The organism is Microbacterium sp. DMC48 (genome assembly GCF_056313825.1).
This window is the reverse complement of sequence record NZ_JBQUZN010000003.1, coordinates 712,100-733,869: the sequence shown is the minus strand read 5'-3', so window position 1 is coordinate 733,869 and position 21,770 is coordinate 712,100. Positions and strand designations below refer to the sequence as shown.

Here is a 21,770-nt window from a genome sequence, read left to right as displayed (position 1 = left end):
GAGACCAGGTCTCAGATGGTCTTGGGGGCGTGGCCCTCACCCTGGGTGGCGGTCTGCGCACCCTCGTCCTGGAAGCGCTGGAACGCCTCGGCGACCAGGCGCTCGGCCTCTTCGGCGCCGGCCCACTGGTCGACCTTGACCCACTTGCCGGGCTCGAGGTCCTTGTAGTGCTCGAAGAAGTGGCCGATCTCGCCCTTGGTCCACTCGTCGAGGTCGTCGACGTCCTGGATGTGCGACCAGCGCGGGTCCTTCGCGAGCACCGCCACGACCTTGTCGTCGCCGCCGGCCTCGTCGAGCATCTTCAGCACGGCGACCGGGCGCACCTTGGCCATGACACCCGGGTACAGGTCGCGATCGAGCAGCAGCAGCACGTCGAGCGGGTCGCCGTCCTCGCCGAGGGTGTCCTCGAAGAAGCCGTAGTTCGCGGGGTAGCCCATCGGCGTGAACAGCACGCGGTCCAGGAACACGCGGCCGGTGCCGTGGTCGACCTCGTACTTCACGCGGCTGCCGCGCGGAATCTCGATGACGGCGTCGTATGCGCCCATGCTGGTTCTCCTTCGGAGGGTCTGGTGGATGCCGGCATCCAGCCTAGTCGGCAGGCCCGGTGGCCGTTCCGCCGTCATCACGTGCGCAACTCCGCCTCAGAGGCCTGGATCCGCCCTCGGGGGCGCCGCTACCCCCATTGAGGCGGAGTTGTGAACGCGGCCAGTCGCTAGCGTGGATGCCGTGGACCACCGCCCCAGCCTCGACCCCGCCGTCGCCGAGATCCGCCGGGCGGTGCGCGCGGCCCTCGCCACGGTCACCGGCCCCCTGCTGGTGGGTCTGTCCGGCGGCGCGGACTCGCTCGCGCTCGCCGACGCGGTCGCGTTCGAAGCGCCGAAAGCCGGGGTCGCGGCATCCGCGGCGATCATCGACCACGGACTGCAGCCCGGATCCGACCGCGTCGCCGCCCGCGCGGCCGCCGTCGCCGAAGAGCGGGGGCTGGCTGCCCGGGTGATCCGCGTCGAGGTCGGCGCCGAGGGCGGGCCCGAAGCCGCTGCCCGCGATGCCCGCCGCGCCGCCCTGCTCGCCGCCGCGAAGGATGCCGGGGCCGAAGCCATCCTGCTCGCCCACACCCTCGACGACCAGGCCGAGACCGTCCTCATCGGCCTCGCTCGCGGCTCCGGTGCCGCGAGCCTCGGAGGCATGTCGCCCGACCGGGTCGAAGGCGGCATCCGCATCCTGCGCCCCCTGCTCGACGTGCGCCGCACCACCACCCGCGCCGCGTGCACCGCCGCGGGCCTGCCGCCGTGGGAGGACCCGCACAACCTCGACCGCCGGTTCCTCCGCGTGCGCGTGCGCCAGGACGTCATGCCGGTGCTCGAAGCGGAACTCGGCCCGGGCGTCGCCGAGGCGCTCGCCCGCACGAGCGATCAGCTGCGCGAGGATGCCGCGGCCTTCGCCGAGATGATCGACGAGACGATCGAAGACATCGTCGAGCACGCCGAAGCCGGCATCGCCGTGTCGGTGCCGGCTCTCGCGGCCAACCCGCCCGCGCTGCGCCATCGCATCATCCGCCACGTCGTCGCGAGCGAGTTCGGCGTGAGCCTCACCCGCGTGCAGACCCTCGAAGTCGCCCGGCTCGTCACCGATTGGCGCGGCCAGGGCCCGATCGACCTGCCCGGATGCCGCGCCCAGCGCAGCGGCACCCGTCTGGTCTTCACGGCGGCCGACTGAGGTGCCGCGGCATCCGTGCCTAAAATCGAGGAATGCGCGCAGCCGACATCGCTGACCAGCTGTCCACCGTCCTCGTCACCGAGGAGCAGATCCACGACAAGCTGGGTGAGCTCGCCGCTCGCGTCGAGGCCGATTACGAGGGCAAGGACCTGCTGCTGATCGGTGTGCTGAAGGGCGCCGTCATGGTGATGGCCGACTTCTCGCGAAAGCTCCGCCGCGACGTCGTCATCGACTGGATGGCCGTGTCGTCCTACGGCGCCGGCACGAAGTCCAGCGGTGTCGTGCAGATCCGCAAGGACCTCGACACCGACCTCACCGGCAAGCACGTGCTGATCGTCGAGGACATCATCGACTCGGGCCTGACCCTCAGCTGGCTGCTGGAGAACTTCGCGTCACGCGGCGCCGCCTCGATCGAGATCCTCGCGCTGCTGCGCAAGCCCGAGGCGGCCAAGGTCGAGATCGACTGCCGCTACGTCGGCTTCGACATCCCCACCGACTTCGTCGTCGGCTACGGCCTCGACTACGACGAGCGCTTCCGCAACCTCCGCGACGTCGCGGTGCTCGCGCCGCACGTCTACAGCTGAACGCAGCGCAGGGCGTTTCGACTCGCTGCGCTCGCTCAACGACCGGGGGGGTGCGCGGCCGCTCCCGGTTCGCCTGTGGCGAATGCACAGACGCCCCATAGTCGCCGCGCGGTAGCCTGAGCGGATCATGGACTTCAAGAAGCTCAGCCGCAACCCGTTCGTCTACGTGTTGCTCATCGGCGCCCTGTTGCTGATCGGCATGTCGCTGATCTCGACGCTCACGGGCGCGAAGCAGATCACGACGCAGGAGGGCCTGACGCTCCTGAAGGGCGGCACCGTCACCCAGGTGACGAACACCGACGGCGACCAGCGCGTCGACATGACCCTGTCCGCGCCGTTCCAGGGCGCCACGCAGGTGCAGTTCTACTACGTCGGCGCGCGCGCCAACGAGGTCGTCTCGGCCGTGGATGCCGCGACCCCGAAGGACGGCTACAACGACGTCGTCCCGCGCACCACCTTCTTCGAGAGCCTGCTGTCGCTGCTCATCCCCATCCTGTTGCTGGGTCTGCTCTTCTGGTTCTTCTTCTCCGCGGCCCAGGGCGGCAACAGCAAGGTCATGCAGTTCGGCAAGTCGCGCGCGAAACTCGTGACGAAGGAGACCCCGACGGTCACCTTCGCCGATGTCGCCGGTGCCGACGAGGCCATCGAGGAGATGCAGGAGATCAAGGACTTCCTGAAGGACCCCGCGAAGTTCCAGGCGGTCGGCGCCCGCATCCCGAAGGGCGTGCTGCTGTACGGCCCTCCCGGAACCGGTAAGACCCTGCTCGCGCGCGCCGTCGCCGGCGAGGCCGGCGTGCCGTTCTACTCCATCTCCGGCTCCGACTTCGTCGAGATGTTCGTGGGTGTCGGCGCGAGCCGCGTGCGCGATCTGTTCAACCAGGCCAAGGAGAACGCGCCGGCGATCATCTTCATCGACGAGATCGACGCCGTCGGCCGCCACCGCGGTGCCGGCATGGGCGGCGGTCACGACGAGCGCGAGCAGACGCTCAACCAGATGCTCGTCGAGATGGACGGCTTCGACCCGAAGGCCTCGGTGCTGGTCATCGCCGCCACGAACCGTCCCGACATCCTCGACCCGGCGCTGCTGCGCCCGGGCCGCTTCGACCGTCAGATCGGCGTGGATGCCCCCGACCTCAAGGGTCGCCAGCGCATCCTCGAGGTGCACGGCCGCGGCAAGCCGCTCTCGCCCTCGGTCGACCTCGCCGTCATCGCGCGCAAGACGCCCGGCTTCACCGGTGCCGACCTCGCGAACGTGCTGAACGAGGCCGCGCTGCTCACGGCGCGCTCCAACGCGCAGCTCATCGACATGCGCGCACTCGACGAGGCCATCGACCGCGTCATCGCCGGTCCGCAGCGTCGCACGCGCATCATGAAGGACAAGGAGAAGCTCATCACCGCGTACCACGAGGGTGGTCACGCCCTCGCGGCGGCGGCGATGAACAACACCGACCCCGTCACGAAGGTCACCATCCTCCCGCGCGGCAAGGCCCTCGGCTACACGATGGTGCTGCCGCTGGAGGACAAGTACTCGGTCACCCGCAACGAGCTGCAGGACCAGCTCACCTACGCCATGGGCGGCCGTGTCGCGGAGGAGATCGTCTTCCACGACCCGACCACCGGTGCGAGCAACGACATCGAGAAGGCCACCGGCATCGCCCGCAAGATGGTCACCGAGTACGGCATGACCACCGATGTCGGACCCGTCAAGCTCGGCTCGTCGTCCGGCGAGGTCTTCATGGGGCGCGACATGGGTCACGGCCGCGACTTCTCCGAGCGCATCGCCGAGCGCGTCGACAAGCAGGTGCGCGATCTCATCGAGCAGGCCCACAACGAGGCCTACGAGGTGATCAACGCCAACCGCGACATCCTCGACAAGCTCGCCCTCGCCCTCCTGGAGAAGGAGACGCTCGACCACCTCGAGCTCGCCGAGATCTTCCGCGACGTCAAGAAGCTGCCGCCGCGCCCGCAGTGGCTCTCCAGCGACGACCGCCCCGTCTCGATGCTGCCGCCGGTGGACGTGCCCCGTCGTCAGGACGAGGCCGGGCTGGCTGCGGCATCCGTCGCGGAGGAGCAGCCCGCGGCGCAGACCGCGGCGCAGCGGCGTCCGAGCGGGCAGGCGCGCCCCGCCACCGCCTAGGCTCGTGACGTGGCCGTCGATCGAGACCGCGTCGCCGCCGCCGTGCGCGACATCCTCGTCGCGATCGGGGAGGACCCCGATCGCCCGGGGCTGAAGGCGACCCCGCAGCGGGTCGCCGACGCCTACGCCGAGTTCTTCTCGGGCGTGGGTCAGGATGCCGCCGAGCCGCTGGCCCACACCATCAGCGTCTCGCGCGGGCCGGCGCCCGACACGCTGCCCTCCGGTGCGGTGCTGCTGCGCGACATCCGCTTCCGCTCCGTCTGCGAGCATCACCTGCTGCCCTTCGCGGGACGTGCGCACATCGCGTACCTGCCGGGCGAGCAGGTGGTGGGCCTCGGGGCGCTCCCCAAGGTCGTCGACGTGCTCGCGGCCCGCCCGCAGGTACAGGAGCGGCTGGGAGAGCAGATCGCCGACACCATCGCCGCAGCCCTCGATGCGCGCGGCGTGCTCGTCGTGCTCGCCGCGCGCCACGAGTGCGTCACGATGCGCGGAGGACGCCAGCCGGATGCCGCGACCATCACCATCGCCGCGCGTGGCGAGCTGGCCGAGCCGTCTGCACGCGCCGAGATCATGATGCTCGTGACGGGGACGCCCGCATGACCGCGATCATGGGCATCGTCAACGTCACGCCCGACTCGTTCAGCGACGGCGGGCGCTTCCTCGCGGCCGACGCCGCCATCGCACACGGCGTGGCGCTGCGCATCGACGGCGCCCACATCCTCGACGTCGGCGGAGAGTCGACGCGGCCGGGCGCCGAGCGGGTGGCCCCGGCCGAGGAGCAGGCGCGCGTGCTGCCCGTGGTGGCGGCGCTCGCGGCGGAGGGCGCTCTCGTCAGCATCGACACGATGAACGCGAGCACCGCGCAGGCGGCGATCGATGCCGGCGCGCGCATCGTCAACGACGTCTCGGGCGGGCTGGCAGATGCCGACATGCTCGGGGTGGTCGCGGCATCCGACGTCGACGTCGTCCTGCAGCACTGGCGCGGCCACTCCGCCGACATGTACGCCCATGCCGCCTACGCCGACCTCGCCCGCGACCTCGTCGCCGAGCTCGAGGGACGCGTGGAGGCCGCCGCGGCCGCGGGGATCTCCCCCGAGCGGGTCATCCTCGATCCGGGAATCGGCTTCGGCAAGCGCGGCCCGCAGAACTGGGAGGCGCTGCGCGCCCTCGAGCGCATCGTCGCGATCGGGCCGCGGGTACTCGTCGGCACCAGCCGCAAGCGCTTCCTCGCGGAGGGGCTGGCGCCTGCCGACGGCGCAGAGGTCTCGACCCCGCGACGCGACCTCGCGACCGCTGTCACGAGCGTGCTCGCGGCCCAGACCGGCGTGTGGGCGGTGCGCGTGCACGACGCCGCAGCCACCCGCGACGCGCTGACGGTGTGGGCGCACTGGAGCGGCGAGAACGACGGAGGAGGCGCATGACCGACCGGATCACCCTCACCGGCATCCGGGCGACCGGCTACCACGGGGTCTATGAGCACGAGCGTCGCGAGGGCCAGGTCTTCATCGCCGACGTCGTGCTGGAGCTCTCGCTCGCCGACGCCGCCCGCAGCGACGACGTGGCCGACACCGTGCACTACGGCGAGTTCGCCGACCAGGTCGCCGCGGTGCTCTCCGGAGACCCGGCCGACCTCCTCGAGACCGTCGCGCAGCGCATCGCCGATCGGGCCCTCGCGTACGCCCGGGTGGATGCCGTCGAGGTCACGATCCACAAACCGCAGGCGCCCATCGCGGTGCCGTTCGACGATGTGAGCGTGACGATCCGTCGCGCTCGTGAAGGAGCGCCCGCATGAACCGCCGCCTCGCGCAGGGCTTCTCCGACGACATGCCTGCCCCGAGCTCCGCCGAGACGGTCGCGGTGATCGCGATCGGCGCGAACCTGGGCGACCGGCAGGCCACCATGACGGCGGCCCTCGAAGAGCTCGCGCGTCTGCCGCTGACGACGCGTGTCGTCGCCTCGGCGCCCATCGAGACGGTGGCTCTGACGCTGGACGGTCCCGATGAAGAGGCCCCCGCCTACCTCAACGCGGTCGCGCTCGTGACGACCCGCCTCGCCCCCTCCGTGCTGCTCGGGTACCTCCACGCGATCGAGGAAGCGCACGGGCGCCCGCCGCGCCGCGTCGACGACCTCCGCTGGCAGAGCCGCACCCTCGATCTCGACCTCATCGCCTACGGCGACGTGCGCTCCGCCGACCCGACGCTCACCCTCCCGCACCCGCGCGCGGGGGAGCGGACCTTCGTGCTCGAGCCGTGGCTGCAGGTCGACCCCGGGGCCGTGCTGCCCGGCGTCGGGCGCGTGCACGATCTGCTCGCAGCGCTGCGGGAGGCTGAAGCGGGGGCGGGCGCGGATGCCGAGCCGGCGCCGGAGGGGGGCGCGGCGTGAAGCGCACCACCGCGGGCGCGATCGTCGCCGCCGTCGCGATCGGCGTGTTCCTGGGTTTCGCCGTCGACCAGGTGCTGACGGTGACAGGGCGCCCCACTTTCACCCCGTCGTTCCTGCTGCCGATCCTGCTCGTCCTTCTCGGCATCGCCCTCGTGCTGTTCGCGTTGCCGATCCGGCGAGCGACCGCCGGCGCCCAGACCGCCCCGGTCGATCCCTTCCGCGCCGTCCGCATCGCGATGCTGGCGAAGGCGTCGACGCTCGTCGGTGCCGGTGTCGCCGGTGTCGCGGCGGGACTTCTGGCCTTCCTGCTCACCCGACCCGTCGCGCCCTCGTTAGGCTCGACAGGACCGGTGATCGCCGCGATCGTCGGCGGCCTCGTGCTGGTCGCGGCGGGACTCGTCGCCGAGCACCTCTGCACCATCCGGAAGGACGACGATGACGAACACCCCGGACCTCCCGAACCCGGACTCGGACTCTCCCACCACGACTGACGTCGTTTCGCTGGCGGACGGCGTTTCGACTCGCGTCGCTCGATCGACGACCGGGGGTGAAGGCGTGCTCGACGAGGGCACCTACGACCGCATCCTCGAGCCGCGCAGCACGAAGCGGCTGCCGCTGGGCGACGGCACCTGGCATCAGCTCTCGCGCAACTACGTCTGGGTGCGGCTGATCTCGACGATCGCCTTCCTCGTGCTCGTCATCGCCGCGGCGCTCGTCGGTGCGCTCCTGCTGCGGCTCGGCTGGGTGTGGATCCCGGCGGGCGTCGTCACCGTCGTGACGGTCTGGACGCTCGTGATCCTCCCGCGCCAGGCCCGCGCCTACGGCTACCAGCTGCGCGAGGACGACCTCGTGTTCCGCCGCGGCATCCTCTGGCAGCGCATGGTCGCCGTCCCCTACGGGCGCATGCAGCTCGTCGACATCACCCACGGGCCCCTCGACCGCGTCTTCGGCATTGCCCAGCTCAAGCTCGTGACCGCTGCGGCGACCACCGGCGTCGTGATCCCGGGTCTTCAGCAGTCGGCCGCCGAGCTGCTGCGCGACACGCTGATCGCGGTGGCTGAGACACGGCGGACCGGCCTGTGACCGATCCCGCCGCCGTCGCCGACGTGCGCTCGCCGCTCAGCGACGGCGAGTGGCATCGACTGCACCCCCTCACACCCGTGCTGCGCGGCGGGCTGTTCCTCGTGGTCGTGCTCGGCATCGTCATCACGAACCTGCGCGACCGCATCATCGGCTGGCTCTTCCCCGCCGTCGCCGACCTGGAACGCTACGAGGCCGACCCCGTCGACTACGTCGTCAGCAACAACCTCATCCTGCTCGCGCTGCTGGCGGTGCTGGCCGTGCTGCTGCTCCTGCTGGGCGGCTTCTGGCTGTCGTGGCGCTTCCACACGTTCCGCATCACCGGCGACGACGTGGAGGTGCGCAGCGGCATCTTCTTCCGCACCCATCGGCGTGCGCCGCTCGATCGGGTGCAGGGCGTCAACCTGACCCGCCCGATGGTCGCGCGCCTCCTGGGCGCGGCCAAGCTCGAGGTCGTCGGCGCGGGACTCGACAGCAACGTCAAGCTCGAATACCTCTCGACCTCCAACGCCGAGGCCGTGCGCGCCGACATCCTTCGCCTCGCCTCCGGCCGCCAACTCGCGCGGGCATCGGATGCCGCGGGATCCATGCCCCGCGGGCGGGCCGCCGTCGCCACCGTCAGCGCGGCGCTCACCGGGCTGATCGACGGCGCCGAACAGCCCGTGGCCGAACCGGCATCCGTCGTGCACATCCCGCCGGGGAGGCTCATCGGCTCACGGCTGCTGTCGGGGTCGACGCTGTGGCTGCTGGTGCTGGCCGCCGCCATCATCGTCGGCGCCGTCGTGGGCACGCCCTGGGTGCTGTTCACCCTGGTGCCGGCCGTGCTGGGGTTCGCGGCCTACTGGTTTCGCACCATCACCCGCGCCCTGCGCTACTCGATCGCCCCCACGCCCTCGGGGGTGCGGATCACCTTCGGACTGTTCACGACCATCACCGAGACGCTGCCGCCGGGCCGCGTGCACGCGTTCGAGATCCGCCAGCCGCTGCTCTGGCGCGGGTGCGGCTGGTGGTCGATTCGGGTCAACCGACTCTCGGGACGTTCGGCCAGCGACGCGCAGTCGCAGCAGTTCGCGGATGTGCTGCCGGTCGGCACCCGCGACGACGTCGAGCGGGTGATGCGCCTGTTCCTTCCCGGGATCTCGGCCGCGCAGTGGCAGGAGCTGGTCGTGCACGGTCTGCTCGGCCCGCACGACGCGAGCGACCCGTACGTGACGACGCCGCGGCGCGCGTGGTGGTTGCGCCCGCTGTCGTGGCGGCGCAACGGGGTGCTGCTCACCGAGGACGCGATTCTGCTTCGTCACGGTCTCATCTGGCGCTCGCTGGTGATCCTGCCGCTCGCGCGCCTGCAGTCGGTGGCGCTGTCGCAGGGGCCGCTCGGGCGTTCGCAGAAGGCGGCGACACTCACCGGGCACACCGTCGCCGGGCAGGTGCCGGGCGCCGTCGGGGCACTCGACCGCGACGACGCCGTCGCGGTGTGGCAGCGGGCCGCAAGAGCGGTGATCACGGCCGCCGCGAGCGACCGTTCGCACCGGTGGGATGCCGCGCCCCCGGCGTCGCCGGTGCCGATCACGATCGCGACCACCGACCAAGAGGAAGGACGCGCATGAGCGGCGCGAGCAGACTGGGAGTGGGGATCATCGGCGCCGGACGCGTCGGTCCCGTCATCGGGGCGGCCCTGGCCGGCGCCGGACACGCCCTCGTCGGCATCACGGCCGGCTCCGACCGCGACCGGGTCGAAGCGATTCTGCCCGGGGTTCCCGTGCTCGACGCCGACGAGATCGTGCGTCGCAGCGAGCTCGTGGTGATCGCCGTTCCGCACGACGAGCTGCCGAGCCTGGTCGCCGGTCTGGCCGAACTCGATCGCTGGCAGATCGGGCAACTCGTCTTGCACACCGATCCCGCGTGGGGGACCGATGTGCTCGCTCCTGCGGCGGGCCGCGGGGCGATTCCGCTCGCGGTGCACCCGGCGGTCACCTTCACCGGCAGCTCGATGGATCTGCGCCAGCTGCAGGACGCGTTCGCGGCGGTGACGGCGCCGGCCGCGGTGCTGCCGATCGCGCAGGCGCTCGCCGTCGAGCTGGGCTGCGAGCCCGTCGTCGTCGCCGAAGCCGACCGCGCCGCCTACGGCGAGGCCATCGCGACAGCGACGGCGTTCTCGGCATCCGTCGTCCGCCAATCGACGTCGCTGCTGCGCTCGGCGGGCATCGAGGAACCCGGACGCTACCTGTCGGCGCTCGTGCATTCCGCCGTCGACCGGGCGCTGCAGGACGGGTCGCCGCTGATCGACGACGTCCTCGGCGGCTGACCGCGCGGGTCGCGGTGCGCCGGAAGGCGCGCGGGCGGGCCTCGATAGACTGGAACGTCGATTCCGAGGAGCCCCGCACCATGACTCAGACGCCGAACGCCGCGTCCACGCCCGTCCCGGCCGCCCCTGACGCCGAGGGAGCGGACCTCGCCGACGTGCACGAGCAGAAGGCGGTACGCCTCGCCAAGCGCGAGCGGCTGCTCGCCGAGCGGGCGGATGCCGCGGGCGGCGCCTACCCGGTGACCGTCCCGGTCTCCGACACCATCGCCGCTCTGCGTGCGCGCTACGCCGATCTCGAGGCCGGCGCGGAGACCGGTGTCACCGCGTCGGTCGCCGGACGCGTCGTGTTCAGTCGCAATACGGGCAAACTGTGCTTCGCGTCGCTGCAGGCCGGCGACGGCAGCCGCATCCAGGCGATGGTGTCGCTCGCCGAAGTGGGCGAGGAGTCGCTGCAGGCCTGGAAGGACCTCGTCGACCTCGGCGACCACGTCTCGGTGACCGGTCAGGTCATCTCCAGCCGCCGCGGCGAGCTGTCGATCATGGTCACCGACTGGGTGATCGCGGCGAAGGCGCTGCTGCCGCTGCCGAACCTGTACAGCGAGCTGAGCGAGGAGAGCCGGGTGCGCTCGCGCTTCCTCGATCTCATCGCCCGCGATCAGGCGCGGGAGACGGTCATCGCGCGCGCCAAGGTGAATGCGTCGCTGCGCCAGACCTTCGCCGACCACGGCTTCCTCGAGGTGGAGACTCCGATGCTTCAGGTGCAGCACGGCGGGGCGGCGGCGCGGCCCTTCGTGACGCACTCGAACGCGTTCGACGCCGAGCTGTACCTTCGCATCGCTCCCGAGCTCTTCCTCAAGCGCGCCGTCGTCGGCGGCATCGACCGGGTGTTCGAGATCAACCGCAACTTCCGCAACGAGGGTGCCGACTCCACTCACAGCCCCGAGTTCGCGATGCTCGAGGCCTATCAGTCCTACACGGACTACAACGGCATCGCCGATCTCACGCAAGAGCTCATCCAGAACGCGGCGATCGCCGTGGCCGGCTCGACGACGGTCACGTGGGCCGATGGGACGGAGTTCGATCTCGGCGGACAGTGGGATCGCATCTCCATGTACGCGTCCCTCTCGGATGCCGCGGGCACTCCGATCACGCCCGAGACCCCGCTGGACGAGCTGAAGGCGCTCGCCGCGTCGGTGGGCGTGGAGGTGCCCGAGAAGGTCGCGACGCACGGCAAGTACGTCGAAGAGCTGTGGGAGCACTTCGTGAAGGGCGGCCTGGAGCGGCCGACCTTCGTCATGGACTTTCCCCTGGACACCTCGCCGCTCGTCCGCGAGCACCGCACCGTCGCGGGTGTCGTCGAGAAGTGGGACCTGTACGTGCGCGGCTTCGAGTTGGCGACGGGATACTCCGAGCTCGTCGACCCCGTCATCCAGCGCGAGCGCTTCGTCGAGCAGGCGAAGCTCGCGGCCCGTGGTGACGATGAGGCGATGCGCGTCGACGAGGAGTTCCTGCGCGCGCTCGAGCACGGCATGCCCCCGACGGGTGGCATGGGAATGGGCATCGACCGTCTGCTCATGGCGATCACCGGACTCGGCATCCGCGAGACGATCCTCTTCCCGCTGGTGAAGTAGCCCGCGGGGCGCGTCGACGCGCTGCGCGCGCTCAACGGCCCGTGGCGCTGATCAGACCGCCGCGCCCGCTCGGGGCGGCCAGCTCGGAGCTCCCAGGTCGCGGGAGATCGCCTGTGCCGCGTCGCGCAGTTCCTTGAGGACGGCGGCATCCAGCTCCGATGCCGGCGCGGGGAAGACGACCCCGAGCGCAGCGATCACCGTGCCGTCCTCGCCCGCGACCGGAACGGCGACGGAGGCGTCGCCGATGACGGCCTCCTCGTTCTCGGTCGCCAGCGCACCGTCCCGCACGACGATCAGCTGCTCCTGCAGCGCGGCCGCGTCGGTGACCGTGTCGCCGGTCAGGTCGGCCAGGGGGTGAGCGAGCACCTCCGTGCGGAAGTCGTCGTCGTAGGCGAGCAGCACCTTTCCGAGGGCGGAGGCGTGGGCCGGGAGGGTGATCCCCGTCTCGGGCATCTGCTCCGTGCCGTCGGGCCGGCGATCGTGGTGGATGACGAGGACGTCCGTGTTGTGCGCGACACCCAGCCGACAGGCGAGTCCGGTGCGATGCGACAGGTCGTGCATGCGCCGCAGCGACCGTGCGCGCACGTCGAGGGTGTCGAGGTACACGCTCGAGAGGGTGAGCAGCGCCGGGCCGAGGGCGTAGCGGCTGCCGCGCGCCTCCTGAACCACCAGACCGTGTTCCTGCAGCGACTTCACGAGGCCGTGCACCGTCGACGGCGGCAGGTCGAGGGCGACGGCGAGCTCGCTGATGCCGAGGCGCCGCGCACCCTGCAGCAGGGAGAGGATGCGCGCGGCGCGGTCGATGGACTGGATCATCCCGAGACCTTTCGCGCGGACGGTTGACGTCACACTACCTCTTGACACGGGTGCAAATGGGGCAGATATTCGACATAGACGAATCGCAGTCGATGATGTCGAAAAGCTACCCCCGCGACGAGGCCGTCGAAGAACGCCGGCGAGAACCACCTGCGACAACTCAGTGAAGAGGAGATCCGCGCATGAAGAAGCTCATCAACTCGGCCGAATCGGTGCTCGCCGATGCCCTGCGCGGCGTCGCGGCCGCCCACCCCGAGCTCACCGTCGACCATGAGAACCGCGTGGTCATCAGCAACGCCCCCCGCGAGGGTCGCGTCGCGCTGATCTCGGGCGGCGGTTCGGGCCACGAACCCCTGCACAGCGGCTTCGTCGGCGCGGGCATGCTCGATGCCGCGTGCGCGGGCGAGGTGTTCACCTCGCCGACGCCTGACCAGATGCTGGCCGCGGCCCAGGCCGTCGATTCCGGTGCGGGCGTGCTCTTCATCGTCAAGAACTACACGGGTGACGTGCTCAACTTCGAGATGGCGGCCGAACTGGCCGCCGACGAGGGCATCGCCTCGGAGTCGGTGATCGTCGCCGACGACGTCGCGGTGAAGGACTCGACGTGGACGGCCGGGCGTCGCGGTGTCGGCACGACCCTGCTCGTCGAGAAGATCGCCGGGGCGGCGGCAGCCGAGGGCAAGAGCCTGGCGGAGGTCAAGGCCGTCGCCGAGCACGTCGCCGCGCACGGGCGCTCGATGGGCGTCGCGCTCACCAGCTGCACCGTGCCCGCGGTCGGTCACCCGAGCTTCGATCTGCCGGATGACGAGATGGAGATGGGTGTCGGCATCCACGGCGAGCCGGGGCGCACGCGCGTGCCCCTGGCACCTGCGCACGACATCGCCGCCGAGCTCGTCGAAGCGATCACCGCCGACCTGGACTTCACCGGCGCTCCGGTGATCGCTCTGCTGACCGGGCTCGGTGGTACGCCGCTCATCGAGCTGTACGTGATGTACGCCGACATCGCCGACGCCCTCGCGGCGAAGGGCATCACGGTCGCCCGCAGTCTCGTCGGCGACTACGTCACGAGCCTCGACATGGCGGGCTGCTCTCTCACCCTTCTGCGCGCCGACGACGAGCTGCTGCGCCTGTGGGATGCTCCCGTCGAGACGAGCGCCCTGCGGTGGGGACGTTGAGATGACGGATGCCGCGACGACGGACACCGTGACCCTCGATGTTCTCGACCGGTGGGTGCGGCTCAGCGACGCCCGCCTGACGACGGAGGCCGACCATCTGACCGCGCTCGACTCTGCGATCGGCGACGCCGATCACGGCACCAACATGCTCCGCGGCTTCACCGCGATCGTCGCAAAGCTGGATGCCACACCGCCGCAGAGCGTTCCGGAGTTCTTCAAAGCCGTCGGCATGACCCTCGTCAGCAAGGTCGGTGGAGCGAGCGGCTCGCTCTACGGCACGCTCTTCCTCGACATGGGCAAGAACGCGCCCTCCGGAGCATCGATGTCGGCCGCGGAGTGGGCGCACGCGCTGTCGGCCGGCGTCGCTGCGGTCGTCGCGCGAGGTCACGCGCAGCCGGGCGACAAAACGATGATCGACGCGTTCGGTCCGGCGCTGACCGCACTCGAGGCCGCCCTGTCGCGAGGAGCGACACTCGCCGATGCCGCGGCGGCCGCAGCCGACGCGGCCGAGCAGGGCAGCGCCGACACCGAGCCGCTCGTCGCCCGGAAGGGCCGCGCCTCGTACCTGGGTGAACGCAGTGCCGGTCACGTCGATCCGGGGTCGGCGTCGACAGCCCTGCTGCTGAGAGCATTCGCGGACGCCGCCGCGGGGGAAGCCGCGTGATCGGCTTCGTCATCGTCTCGCACAGTGAAGCTCTGGCCCGGGCCGCCGTCGATCTCGGGATGCAGATGATCCACGGCGAGGCCCCGGCGGTGCGGATCGCCTCGGGAGCAGACGGGGGCTTCGGCACGGACGCGGCGGCCATCGCAGACGCCATCGATGCGGTCGCCGACGCCGACGGTGTGCTGATCATCACCGATCTCGGCTCAGCGGTGCTCAGCTCGGAGCTCGCTCTGGATCTGCGGACGAGCACCGTTGCGGTGCGTATCAGCGACGGGCCGTTCGTGGAGGGCATCACCGCGGGGCTCGTGCGAGCGGCGGCGGGCGGAGGCCTCGACGACGTTGCGAACGAGGTGTCGACAGCGCTCGCGGCGAAGCAGGCGCACGCCCCTGCGGCATCCGCGGACGCGCCGATGCCCCCCGCGGCCTCCGACGCGCCCGCCGGCGCCGTCGGATCCGACGCGTCCGCCGAGGCGGTGCTGCGCAATCCGATGGGCTTGCACTCGCGGCCGGCGGCCCTCGTCGTCAAGGCCGTCGGCGCCTTCGATGCGGACGTCTCGATCGCGAACCTCACGACCGGTGCCGGCCCGGCATCCGCCCTCAGCATGATCGGCCTGCTCGCGCTGGGAGCCGGGGGCGGCGCCACCGTGCGCATCAGCGCGAGCGGACCGGACGCCGCTGCCGCCGTCGAAACGGTGCGTCGGCTCGTCGACGACGGTTTCGGTGAGCTCGACCAGGCGCCGGCCTGATCTCTACCGCGCACGGAACGCCCAGTCGGGCAGGTGTCCGGCGGCGACGAACGACCCGACGATCTCGGCCAGGCCGTGCCGGGGGTCGGCGTGGAGTGCCTGGCGGACGTAGGCGTCGGCGTGGGTGGAGCGCCCACGCGCCCAGGCAATCCAACCGCACACCGCCAGAGCGCCCGCCCGGCGCTTCTTCGGCATGAGGGCGGCGACGTTGCGCGCCAGGCGCAGCGCCGCGTCGAGACGCTCGGCATCGGGTCGCGGGCCGTCTCCCCACATCACCTCGGCGAGATCGCTCGGATACAGCTCGCCGTCCTCCCACCGCCGCTGGGCCTCCATGGCCGCATCTCCGCCGTCGACGTCACTGGCCCACTGCACGAGCGCGACGTCGCGCAGTCCTGCGCGGGCGAGGCACCAGCCGATCGACGCGGCATCCATCGGAGCCAGATCATCCGGGTTCCACGACAGAGCGCGCTCGAACAGCGCCGGGAGGTCGTCGAGCGCGCACGCGGCCTCCAGCGCCGCCGGGTCGATGCGAGCGGGCGTGGCCCCACTCACCCGCGGGATGCCGCAGATGGTCTCGAGTGCCGCATCCAGCGACCGCAGCGCCTGTCCGACGGCCCGCCGACGCGCAGCGCCGGGTATCGGCAACTGTGCGCCGGCCGCCTGGTCCACCGCGGGTGGGCCGTCCACGGCTTCGGGCGGCAGATCGTCGCGCGGGGCGATGCGTGCGCGGTCGTGGCCGCCGGGCGGCAGCCGATTCGACAGCGCCGATCCCCAGCCGTTCGCCGCGACGACGAAGACCTCCGCGACCGGCAGCCCGCACTCGTCGGCGCGCGTCCGAAGGGCGGCGATGACCGCGGGGTGGGGGAGACGTGGCGACGGATCGTCGCTGATCTCGGCATCCGTGTAGACGACCAGTACCACCGCCTCGACGTCGACGATCCGGCAGGCCATGCCGATGATGCTGGCGGCGGCGCCGGCCGCCGCGGTCTCGGACGGAAGGTCGACCCGCATCACGCCGAGCGTGCGTCCCTGCGACAAGGGCACGACCACGACGCTGTCGCGCGGCGTGCAGCCGAGCAGGTGCGGAAGAACGGAGAGGAACTGTGCCGCATCGGCGGCGCGGACGATCGTGGACATGCCGAGAGTCTGGGCGTGCGGGCGCGGGAGCTGCGCGTCGGCGGCGCCGTCGTGGACAACCCGCGACCCACTCGCTTCTGGGGAGGAGCCCGCACGCAGCGGCGTAGCATGGAGCCATGGACTCGTACTGGACCGCCGTCGCCTGGTCGCTCCTGCCGACCGTCGTCGTGCTGGGACTGTTCGTGTTCGTGCTGCGCGCCATCATCCGGATGGATCGCTCGGAGCGTCGGGTCTACGCGCGCATCGAGAACGAAGAACGTGCCAAGCGCGGCTTGCCGCCCGTCGGCGCTGCCGACACGGCGGGCCCCGACGCGCCTCGCGCGACCTGAGTCGCCCGTTGTCGATACGCTGAGCGGAGTCCGACAGCGGGGAGAGCGACGTGGATCAGACCGGATGGGCGCTCGCCTGGGTGATCCTGGTCTTCGTCACCGACGTCACCGTGCGCATCCTGGCGATCATCATCGTGCCTCGCAACCGCCGCCCGACGGCCGCGATGGCCTGGCTGCTGGCGATCTACTTCATCCCGATCATCGGTGTGCTGCTGTTCCTGCTGATCGGCAATCCTCGGCTGCCTCGCAAGCGCCGCAAGAAGCAGCAGCAGATCAACGATTACATCCGCACGACGAGTCACGGGCTCGACCTGGGCACCCTGCGCCCCGATCCACCGCACTGGTTCGCACAGCTCGTCCGCCTCAACCGCAACCTCGGGGCGATGCCGCTGTCGGGCGAGAACGCCGCGACCATCATCTCCGGCTATCAAGACAGCATCGACGAGATGGCGGCGGCGATCCGTCAGGCGACCACGTACGTGCACGCCGAGTTCTACATCCTGCAGTGCGACGACACCACGGCCGGATTCTTCGATGCCCTCGAGGATGCCGTGAAGCGCGGCGTCGTCGTGCGGGTGCTGCTGGATCACTGGGCCAACCGCGGCAAGCCGTTCTACGCGCAGACGTGCCGGCGACTCGATGCGATGGGAGCGACGTGGCAGCTGATGCTGCCGGTGCAGCCGCTGCGCGGGAAGTACCAGCGTCCCGATCTGCGCAACCACCGCAAGCTGCTCGTCGTCGACGGCCACACCGCGTTCATGGGTTCGCAGAACGTGACCGACTCCACGTACAACCTGCGCAAGAACATCAAGCGGGGACTTCATTGGGTGGACATGATGGCGCGTCTGGAGGGGCCGGTCGTGGCATCGGTCAACGCCGTCTTCCTCAGCGACTGGTACAGCGAGACCGACGAGATCGTCGAGGGCATCGAGCTGTTCCAGGTGCACACCGGCAGCGGTGACCTCGACTGCCAGGTCATCCCCTCCGGCCCCGGGTTCGAGTTCCAGAACAACCTGAAGCTGTTCATGACGCTGCTGTTCTCCGCGCGCGAGAAGATCATCATCGTCTCGCCGTACTTCGTCCCCGACGAGGGGCTGCTGCTCGCCATCCAGACCGCCTGCCAGCGCGGCGTGCACGTCGAACTGTTCGTGTCCGAAGAGGGCGATCAGGCGATGGTCTACCACGCGCAGCGCAGCTACTACGAGGCGCTGCTGCGCGGCGGGGTGAAGATCTGGATGTACAAGAAGCCGTTCATCCTGCACTCCAAGTCGATGTCGATCGACGACGAGGTCGCGGTGGTCGGCTCGAGCAACATGGACATGCGCAGTTTCGGTCTGAACCTCGAGATCTCCCTCCTCGTGCGGGGCGAGGACTTCGTCTCGCAGCTGCGCGCCGTCGAAGACGAGTATCGGGCGCTGAGCCGCGAGCTGACGCTCGAAGAGTGGCAGCAGCAACCGCTGCGCTCCACGGTGCTCGACAACCTCGCCCGACTCACCTCCGCACTGCAGTAAGCGGCACCTCGCTGGCGCCCCGGTCGTTACCGGGACGTGATCGCGTTCACGGGACGGCTTCAGAGGTCTCGGTCAGGATGGGCGCATGACGATCCGCCGTACGCTCTCCCTGTCCGCCCTCGTCACAACGACAACCCTCGTTCTGGTGGGATGCGCGGGCAGTGCATCCCCGGCCGGATCTCCGTCCGCGACGGGCGGCACCCAGGTCGTGGACGTCAGCGCCGGCTGGCTCGACGGGGGCCGCGCGGTGGCCGTGGTCACGCACGGCTCCTCGAGCTGCGTCCCCTCGGCATCCGAGGTCTCTGTGCACGCCGACGGGAGCGTCGCCGTCACGCTGGTCGACCCGACGGGCGAAGCGGTGTGCACCGCAGACCTGGCTCCGCGCGCCAACCTCGTGAGCCTGCCGAACGGCGTGGATGCCGCGGCGAAGCTCTCCCTCACGGTCTCTCTGGGCGCCGCGCGCGGTCAGGTCACGCTGGACCCTTACGTAGGACCGGCGGTGGCGGAGTACGCGCCGTCCGCAGGCTGGATCGACGGCAATGCCCTCGCGATCCTCACGTGGGGCTCGTCATCGTGCGCGCTGCGCGTGCAGAGCGCCGTCAGCACCGGCACCGATGTCGCGGTCACGTTCGTCGACCCGCCCGCCGATCGGGCCTGCACGATGGACATGGCTCCGCGCATCGCCCTCGCCGTCGTGGATGGCGGCGGCGCGGCATCCGGGGCGACCGCGACGCTCTCCGGCGGCGACGCGCAGTTCGCCACTCCCGTCACGATCCCCATCGCGGGCTGAGTCCCGCCGGGCGCCGCGAACGCCGCCACGCGAACTCCGCAGAAAGCGACGTCCTCCGCATCCGTCTCGGCGGATGCGTGCGGAGTACGCGAGATTCTGCGGAGTTCGCGAGCCGGTGCGCCGACGGCGAACACGGGCATACCGGCATCCGCTGGTCGTTACCCTCGACGTAAGCGCACCAGAGAACCGTGCGCCTGAGGAGTGTCGACGAATGTTCGAGAGATTCACGGACCGTGCCCGTCGTGTGGTCGTCCTCGCCCAAGAAGAGGCGAAGATGCTCAACCACAACTACATCGGCACCGAGCACATCCTGCTCGGTCTCATCCACGAGGGCGAGGGCGTCGCCGCCAAGGCGCTCGAGAGCCTGGGGATCTCGCTGGACGCCGTCCGCGAGCAGGTCCAGGACATCATCGGCCAGGGCCAGCAGCAGCCGACCGGCCACATCCCCTTCACGCCGCGCGCGAAGAAGGTGCTGGAGCTGAGCCTGCGCGAGGCGCTGCAGCTCGGCCACAACTACATCGGCACCGAGCACATCCTGCTCGGCCTCATCCGCGAGGGCGAGGGCGTCGCGGCACAGGTGCTGGTCAAGCTCGGCGCCGACCTCAACAAGGTGCGCCAGCAGGTCATCCAGCTGCTCAGCGGCTACCAGGGCAAGGAGCCCGCGGGTGTCGCCGCCGGCGCGGGCGAGCAGAACCAGCAGGCCGCCCAGGGCGGTTCGGCCGTGCTCGACCAGTTCGGTCGCAACCTCACGCAGGCCGCGCGCGACAACAAGCTCGACCCCGTCATCGGGCGCGAGAAGGAGATCGAGCGCGTCATGCAGATCCTGTCGCGTCGCTCGAAGAACAACCCGGTGCTCATCGGCGAGCCCGGCGTCGGCAAGACCGCCGTCGTCGAGGGTCTCGCCCAGGCGATCGTGAAGAACGACGTCCCCGAGACGCTGAAGGACAAGCAGGTCTACTCGCTCGACCTCGGCTCGCTCATCGCCGGGTCCCGCTACCGCGGCGACTTCGAGGAGCGCCTGAAGAAGGTCACCAAGGAGATCCGCACGCGCGGCGACATCATCGTCTTCATCGACGAGATCCACACCCTCGTGGGTGCGGGCGCCGCCGAGGGCGCGATCGACGCGGCATCCATCTTGAAGCCGCTCCTCGCCCGCGGCGAGCTGCAGACGATCGGCGCCACGACCCTCGACGAGTACCGCAAGCACTTCGAGAAGGATGCCGCGCTCGAGCGCCGCTTCCAGCCGATTCAGGTCGCCGAGCCGAGCCTGCCCCACGCGATCAACATCCTGAAGGGGCTGCGCGACCGCTACGAGGCGCACCACAAGGTGCAGATCACCGACGGCGCCATCGTCGCGGCGGCGAACCTCGCCGACCGCTACATCAGCGACCGTTTCCTGCCCGACAAGGCGATCGACCTGATCGACGAGGCCGGCGCGCGCCTGCGTCTGTCGATCCTGTCGAGCCCGCCCGAGCTGCGCGAGTTCGACGAGAAGATCGCCAAGGTCCGTGAGGACAAGGAGGCCGCCAGCGAGGAGCAGGACTTCGAGAAGGCCGCCGCTCTCCGCGACGAGGAGAAGTCGCTGCTCGCCGAGCGCCTGCGCCTCGAGAAGCAGTGGCGCAGCGGTGACGTCGCCAGCCACGCGGTGGTCGACGAGGGTCTGATCGCCGAGGTGCTCGCACAGGCCACCGGCATCCCGGTCTTCAAGCTCACGGAGGAGGAGACCAGCCGTCTCGTCTTCATGGAGAAGGCGCTGCACCAGCGTGTCATCGGCCAGGAGGAGGCGATCGCCGCGCTCAGCCGCACGATCCGCCGTCAGCGCGCCGGGCTGAAGGACCCGAAGCGCCCCAGCGGCTCGTTCATCTTCGCCGGTCCCACGGGCGTCGGAAAGACCGAGCTGGCGAAGGCGCTCGCCGAGTTCCTGTTCGACGACGAGGGTGCGCTGATCTCGCTCGACATGAGCGAGTTCGGCGAGAAGCACACCGTCTCGCGGCTGTTCGGTGCCCCTCCGGGGTTCGTCGGCTTCGAAGAGGGCGGCCAGCTCACCGAGAAGGTGCGGCGCAAGCCGTTCTCTGTGGTGCTCTTCGACGAGATCGAGAAGGCTCACCCGGACATCTTCAACTCGCTGCTGCAGATCCTCGAAGAGGGTCGCCTGACCGACGGTCAGGGCCGCGTCGTCGACTTCAAGAACACGGTCATCATCATGACCACCAACCTCGGATCCTCGGCCATCGCCGGCGGCCCGGTCGGGTTCCAGGTCGAGGGCAACTCGCAGACGACCTACGAGCGGATGAAGGGCAAGGTCGACGAGGAGCTGAAGCGTCACTTCAAGCCGGAGTTCCTCAACCGGGTCGATGACGTCATCGTCTTCCCGCAGCTCAACAAGGCCGAGCTCCGCCAGATCGTCGGACTGTTCACGAAGCGACTGAGCGAGCGTCTGCTCGATCGCGACATGACGGTCGAGCTGACGGACGCCGCCAAGGACCGGCTCATCGAGATCGGGTTCGACCCGACCCTCGGTGCCCGCCCCCTGCGCCGCGCCATGCAGCGCGAGGTCGAGGACCAGCTGTCCGAGCGAATCCTGCACGGCGAGCTCAACCCCGGTGACCACGTGAAGGTGGATGCCGAGAACGGCACCTTCCTGTTCGAGCACGGTCCTCGCGGCGAGAAGGTCGCGGTCGGTGTCGGCGCAGCCGGCGCGATCGAAGCCACCCCGGACATCGTCGCCGGAAGCTGACCGGGTTCGATCACTGTACGAAGGGGCGGA

Annotated in this window: 22 protein-coding genes; 19 read left to right on the top strand and 3 right to left on the bottom strand. The window is 70.5% G+C overall.

The annotated features are described in order from the left end of the window. Window positions 1–11: 11 nt before the first annotated feature. Window positions 12–545, bottom strand: coding sequence for an inorganic diphosphatase (locus ACT53O_RS03425; RefSeq protein ID WP_135948694.1), 534 nt, complete (start codon window positions 543–545; stop codon window positions 12–14). Window positions 546–717: 172 nt separating this feature from the next. Between ACT53O_RS03425 and tilS the strand changes: the two genes are divergently transcribed. The 12 genes from tilS to lysS all read left to right on the top strand — a co-directional run bounded on the left by tilS (window position 718) and on the right by lysS (window position 11,835). After that, the gene (gene tilS / locus ACT53O_RS03420) at window positions 718–1,716 is read left to right on the top strand and encodes a tRNA lysidine(34) synthetase TilS (protein WP_476151334.1); all 999 of its coding nucleotides are present in this window, start codon (window positions 718–720) and stop codon (window positions 1,714–1,716) included. A 32-nt stretch (window positions 1,717–1,748) separates the two neighbouring features. Beyond that, window positions 1,749–2,300 carry a hypoxanthine phosphoribosyltransferase gene (gene hpt, locus ACT53O_RS03415; RefSeq protein WP_112932321.1) on the top strand — a complete coding sequence of 184 codons (552 nt, stop codon included), beginning with the start codon at window positions 1,749–1,751 and terminating at the stop codon, window positions 2,298–2,300. A gap of 127 nt (window positions 2,301–2,427) precedes the next feature. Beyond that, on the top strand, window positions 2,428–4,437 hold the full coding sequence (ftsH, locus tag ACT53O_RS03410) for an ATP-dependent zinc metalloprotease FtsH (RefSeq protein ID WP_036319004.1): 2,010 nt from the start codon (window positions 2,428–2,430) through the stop codon (window positions 4,435–4,437). Window positions 4,438–4,446: 9 nt separating this feature from the next. Continuing rightward, window positions 4,447–5,037, top strand: coding sequence for a GTP cyclohydrolase I (folE, locus tag ACT53O_RS03405; RefSeq protein ID WP_476151333.1), 591 nt, complete (start codon window positions 4,447–4,449; stop codon window positions 5,035–5,037). Further along, the gene (gene folP, locus ACT53O_RS03400) at window positions 5,034–5,858 is read left to right on the top strand and encodes a dihydropteroate synthase (protein WP_476151332.1); all 825 of its coding nucleotides are present in this window, start codon (window positions 5,034–5,036) and stop codon (window positions 5,856–5,858) included. Before folE ends, folP begins: the two co-directional genes overlap by 4 nt. Then, complete coding sequence (folB, locus tag ACT53O_RS03395) at window positions 5,855–6,229, top strand: dihydroneopterin aldolase (protein WP_476151331.1); 375 nt, start codon at window positions 5,855–5,857, stop codon at window positions 6,227–6,229. The genes folP and folB overlap by 4 nt, the downstream gene beginning before the upstream one ends. Further along, the gene (gene folK / locus ACT53O_RS03390; protein ID WP_476151330.1) at window positions 6,226–6,819 is read left to right on the top strand and encodes a 2-amino-4-hydroxy-6-hydroxymethyldihydropteridine diphosphokinase; all 594 of its coding nucleotides are present in this window, start codon (window positions 6,226–6,228) and stop codon (window positions 6,817–6,819) included. Before folB ends, folK begins: the two co-directional genes overlap by 4 nt. Then, entirely contained in the window at window positions 6,816–7,310 is a 495-nt protein-coding gene (locus ACT53O_RS03385) for a DUF3180 domain-containing protein (protein ID WP_036318985.1), read from the top strand. Before folK ends, ACT53O_RS03385 begins: the two co-directional genes overlap by 4 nt. Continuing rightward, the gene (locus ACT53O_RS03380; protein WP_294943320.1) at window positions 7,255–7,902 is read left to right on the top strand and encodes a PH domain-containing protein; all 648 of its coding nucleotides are present in this window, start codon (window positions 7,255–7,257) and stop codon (window positions 7,900–7,902) included. The genes ACT53O_RS03385 and ACT53O_RS03380 overlap by 56 nt, the downstream gene beginning before the upstream one ends. Next, window positions 7,899–9,506, top strand: coding sequence for a PH domain-containing protein (locus ACT53O_RS03375; protein ID WP_476151329.1), 1,608 nt, complete (start codon window positions 7,899–7,901; stop codon window positions 9,504–9,506). The genes ACT53O_RS03380 and ACT53O_RS03375 overlap by 4 nt, the downstream gene beginning before the upstream one ends. Then, entirely contained in the window at window positions 9,503–10,204 is a 702-nt protein-coding gene (locus tag ACT53O_RS03370) for a DUF2520 domain-containing protein (protein WP_036318981.1), read from the top strand. Before ACT53O_RS03375 ends, ACT53O_RS03370 begins: the two co-directional genes overlap by 4 nt. Before the next feature lie 80 nt (window positions 10,205–10,284). After that, window positions 10,285–11,835, top strand: coding sequence for a lysine--tRNA ligase (lysS, locus tag ACT53O_RS03365; protein ID WP_036318980.1), 1,551 nt, complete (start codon window positions 10,285–10,287; stop codon window positions 11,833–11,835). A gap of 51 nt (window positions 11,836–11,886) precedes the next feature. Here the strand turns inward: lysS and ACT53O_RS03360 are convergent, their stop codons facing one another. Next, on the bottom strand, window positions 11,887–12,651 hold the full coding sequence (locus ACT53O_RS03360) for an IclR family transcriptional regulator (RefSeq protein ID WP_294981242.1): 765 nt from the start codon (window positions 12,649–12,651) through the stop codon (window positions 11,887–11,889). Between the two features lie 182 nt (window positions 12,652–12,833). Here ACT53O_RS03360 and dhaK point away from each other — a divergent pair, with 182 nt between their 5' ends. Genes dhaK through ACT53O_RS03345 form a run of 3 tightly spaced genes read left to right on the top strand, consistent with a single transcriptional unit; the run spans window position 12,834 to window position 15,236 of the window. Next, window positions 12,834–13,826, top strand: coding sequence for a dihydroxyacetone kinase subunit DhaK (gene dhaK, locus ACT53O_RS03355; protein ID WP_476151328.1), 993 nt, complete (start codon window positions 12,834–12,836; stop codon window positions 13,824–13,826). 1 nt (window position 13,827) lies between these two features. Next, the gene (gene dhaL, locus ACT53O_RS03350; protein ID WP_476151327.1) at window positions 13,828–14,490 is read left to right on the top strand and encodes a dihydroxyacetone kinase subunit DhaL; all 663 of its coding nucleotides are present in this window, start codon (window positions 13,828–13,830) and stop codon (window positions 14,488–14,490) included. Beyond that, complete coding sequence (locus tag ACT53O_RS03345; RefSeq protein ID WP_476151326.1) at window positions 14,487–15,236, top strand: HPr family phosphocarrier protein; 750 nt, start codon at window positions 14,487–14,489, stop codon at window positions 15,234–15,236. The genes dhaL and ACT53O_RS03345 overlap by 4 nt, the downstream gene beginning before the upstream one ends. 3 nt (window positions 15,237–15,239) lie before the next feature. Here ACT53O_RS03345 and ACT53O_RS03340 read toward each other — a convergent pair whose 3' ends face one another. Continuing rightward, entirely contained in the window at window positions 15,240–16,373 is a 1,134-nt protein-coding gene (locus tag ACT53O_RS03340) for a DUF4192 family protein (RefSeq protein ID WP_112932333.1), read from the bottom strand. 116 nt (window positions 16,374–16,489) lie between these two features. On the opposite strand from ACT53O_RS03340, the gene ACT53O_RS03335 reads away from it, so the two are divergent. The 4 genes from ACT53O_RS03335 to ACT53O_RS03320 all read left to right on the top strand — a co-directional run bounded on the left by ACT53O_RS03335 (window position 16,490) and on the right by ACT53O_RS03320 (window position 21,740). Continuing rightward, window positions 16,490–16,702, top strand: coding sequence for a hypothetical protein (locus tag ACT53O_RS03335; protein WP_036286013.1), 213 nt, complete (start codon window positions 16,490–16,492; stop codon window positions 16,700–16,702). Between the two features lie 50 nt (window positions 16,703–16,752). Next, window positions 16,753–18,213 (top strand): cardiolipin synthase, encoded by a 1,461-nt coding sequence (cls, locus tag ACT53O_RS03330; protein ID WP_295817620.1) that lies wholly within the window; start codon window positions 16,753–16,755, stop codon window positions 18,211–18,213. Between the two features lie 85 nt (window positions 18,214–18,298). Then, window positions 18,299–19,003: a hypothetical protein gene (locus ACT53O_RS03325; protein WP_476151325.1), complete on the top strand. Its 705-nt coding sequence runs from the start codon at window positions 18,299–18,301 to the stop codon at window positions 19,001–19,003. 211 nt (window positions 19,004–19,214) lie between these two features. Next, window positions 19,215–21,740: an ATP-dependent Clp protease ATP-binding subunit gene (locus ACT53O_RS03320; RefSeq protein WP_036318966.1), complete on the top strand. Its 2,526-nt coding sequence runs from the start codon at window positions 19,215–19,217 to the stop codon at window positions 21,738–21,740. Window positions 21,741–21,770 lie beyond the last annotated feature (30 nt).